Genomic DNA, 2,641 nt, shown 5'->3' with positions numbered 1-2,641 from the left:
GGTCGGTGGCGTCGGCCAGCGCCTGATGCACGGCGCGGCGTTCGGCGAGGTCGGCGGCGCGGTAGACGGCCGAGCGCACCAGCGGGTGGCGGAACCGGATCCGGCCCGCGAACTCGATCAGGCCCTCGGCTTCGGCGGGGCCGAGCGCGCCGACCGGAATCCCGAGATGAGTTGCGGCGCCCAGGAACACGGCGGCGTCGCCGACGGGTTCGGCGGCCGCGAGCAGCAGCAGTGTGCGGGTGTCGGGCGGCAGCGCATCGATGCGGCGGATGAAGCCCTCTTCGATCTGGCCCGCCGACCGGCCGGCGCCGACGGCGGAGTAGCCACCGCCGAGTTCGGACGCCGGGTTGTTGCGCGGCACTTCCAGCAGGGCCAGCGGGTTGCCCCGGGTCTCGGCGACCACGCGGTCGCGCACCCGCGGGTCGATGCGGCCCACCATCACGGAGTCGAGCAGCTCGCGGGCGTCGCTGTCGGACAGGCCGCCGACCGCCAGTGTGGGCAGGCCGGCCAGCGCCTCGGCGCCCTCGTCGCGCGCCGCGCACACGATGGCGACCGGCTCGGCGAGCAACCGGCGGGCGACGAACGCCAGCGTCTGCACCGACACCTCGTCGAGCCACTGGGCGTCGTCGACGATGCACAGCAGGGGTTGGTCGTCGGCGGCGGCGGCCATCAGGCTCAGCACCGCGAGCCCGACGAGGAACCGGTCGGGGGTCGGGCCCGCACCGCGGCCGAAGGCGACGTTGAGTGCCTCCCGTTGGGGTTCGGGCAGCGAGTCGAGCTGCCCGAGCAGCGGCGCGCACAGTTGCTGAAGGCCTGCGAAGGCGAGTTCCATGTCGGATTCCACGCCGCCGACGCGGGCGATGTGGAATCCGGCGGCGCCCTCGGCGAGCTGTTCGAGCAGGGCCGTCTTGCCCACGCCGGCCTCGCCGCGCAGCACCAGGGCCTGGCCGCTGCCGGAACGGGCCGTCGCCAGCAGTGCGCGCAGCGCCTCGGATTCGCCGGAGCGTCCGCGTAACCGTTGTCCTCGGCCTCTGCCTGCCATCGCCTCCACCGTGGCGATGACCCTACCGGCAGGGCGCTGGGCTACGTCATCGTGCGCAGCTGTCGGCGTGAGCTGATGCCGAGCTTGACGAACACCTTCCGCAGGTGCCATTCCACGGTGTGGGTGCTGAGGAACAGCTGGGCGCCGATCTCCTGGTTGGTCAGACCGTCGGCGGCCAGCCGGGCGATCTGCGACTCCTGTGCCGTCAGCTCGTCGCCCGAGCGCATCGGTTGTTTGCGCACCTTCTCCCCGGCGGCCACGAGCTCGCGCCGGGCGCGCTCCGCGAACGCCTGCGCCCCCATCCGACTGAACATCTCGTGCGCGTCGCCGAGGTGCTTTCGCGCATCCGATCTGTGATTGCCGCGGCGCAGCCATTCGCCGTAGCGCAGGTGGGAACGGGCGAGCTGCACGACCACCCTGGTGCCTGCCAGGCGGTCGATGGCCTCGTTGAACAACGCGTCGGCTTCCTCGTTGTCGGCGAGCAGCGCCTGTGCCCCGGCCAGCGCACCGAGCCCCCAATCGGTGCCGCTGTCACCTGCGCGCCGTTCGAGCCGCTGCACCGCCTCCTCGGCGGCATCGTGCTCGCCGAGGTGGGCGGCGGCCTCGGTCAGCTCCAGCAGGCACCAGCCGGAGAAGCCGAGGTCGTCACTCTCACAGGCCCGTCGGGCGCCGGCGAACGCCTCCTCGTAGCGGCCGAGTCCGTTGTGCAGGATCGCGGCGGTGTACCCGGTGAGCCCGCGCAGCCGGCCCTCCCCCTTGGCCGTGGCCATGCCGGTGGCGACGTCGATCAGCGCCGCCGTCTCCTCCGGGTCGCCACGCCACGCCGACAGGTGCAGCCGGTGGTACTTGACCGGCTTGTGGTTCGTCGCGGTGGATATCGCCTCGGCCTCTTCGAGAAGGGTTGCCGCCTGGTCGAATTCACCGGCCAGCACATGTATGCCCGCACGGAACGCGAGAGCGGACGGCAGGGTGGCGAGTGCGCCCGCGTCGCGCACGTTGCGGACCATGGCGGTCGCGAGGCGATGCATGACCTCGTCGTCCCACAGCTCGCCCGCAGCGGATTCCTGGACGATCGGGAACGCCAGCGACAGCCAGCGCAGCGCCTCGCCGTCGTTGCGCTGCGCGTGGGTGCACCACGATTCGAGTGCTGACCGCAGCCGGTCGGCGCCTGCGGTCAGGCCGTCGATGATCAGGTCGGCCATCCCGCTGAGCAGGAGATCGGTGGGGCGGTGCGGATCGGCCAGGCGGCTGACCGCGTGCCGGGCCGACTCGGCAGCCGCGACGAGCGCTCCGGGCGGGGCGCACTGCGACGCGTACATCGCCGCCGCCAGCGCCTCGAGGTGCGCCTCGCTTGCCGACTCGTCGTCGAGGGTCTCCAATCGCCGTGCGGCGTCGAGCAATTGGGCGGCCGCCGCGGCGAGCTGCGGCGCTCCGGGTTCGCCGCCACGGCCGCGGGTGAACTCCATCTGGGCGCGCAACCAGGCCATCTCGGCCCGCTCCGACTCGCTGAGCGGGCTGAGCTCGGCGATCGCGAGCAGCGCGTACGCGGCCTCGTACGCCGCCGCGTCGCGCTTCGCCCTTGCGGCGACGATCGCCCGG

General features: G+C 72.9%; 2 protein-coding genes. Both read right to left on the bottom strand.

The features are described 5' to 3' along the window. On the bottom strand, nt 1–1,042 hold a 1,042-nt coding region (locus Q2100_RS30885; RefSeq protein WP_302917075.1), incomplete at its 3' end, for an AAA family ATPase. A 41-nt stretch (nt 1,043–1,083) separates the two neighbouring features. Continuing rightward, nucleotides 1,084–2,641 (bottom strand): LuxR C-terminal-related transcriptional regulator (locus Q2100_RS30880; RefSeq protein ID WP_302917074.1); only part of this gene is annotated, 1,558 nt, incomplete at its 5' end.

The sequence above is a fragment of the Mycolicibacterium arseniciresistens genome (assembly GCF_030519285.1).
GTDB classification, from domain to species: Bacteria; Actinomycetota; Actinomycetes; order Mycobacteriales; family Mycobacteriaceae; genus Mycobacterium; species Mycobacterium arseniciresistens.
The sequence above is the reverse complement of the archived record's forward strand: the minus strand, read 5'-3'. Positions and strand labels throughout refer to the sequence as shown.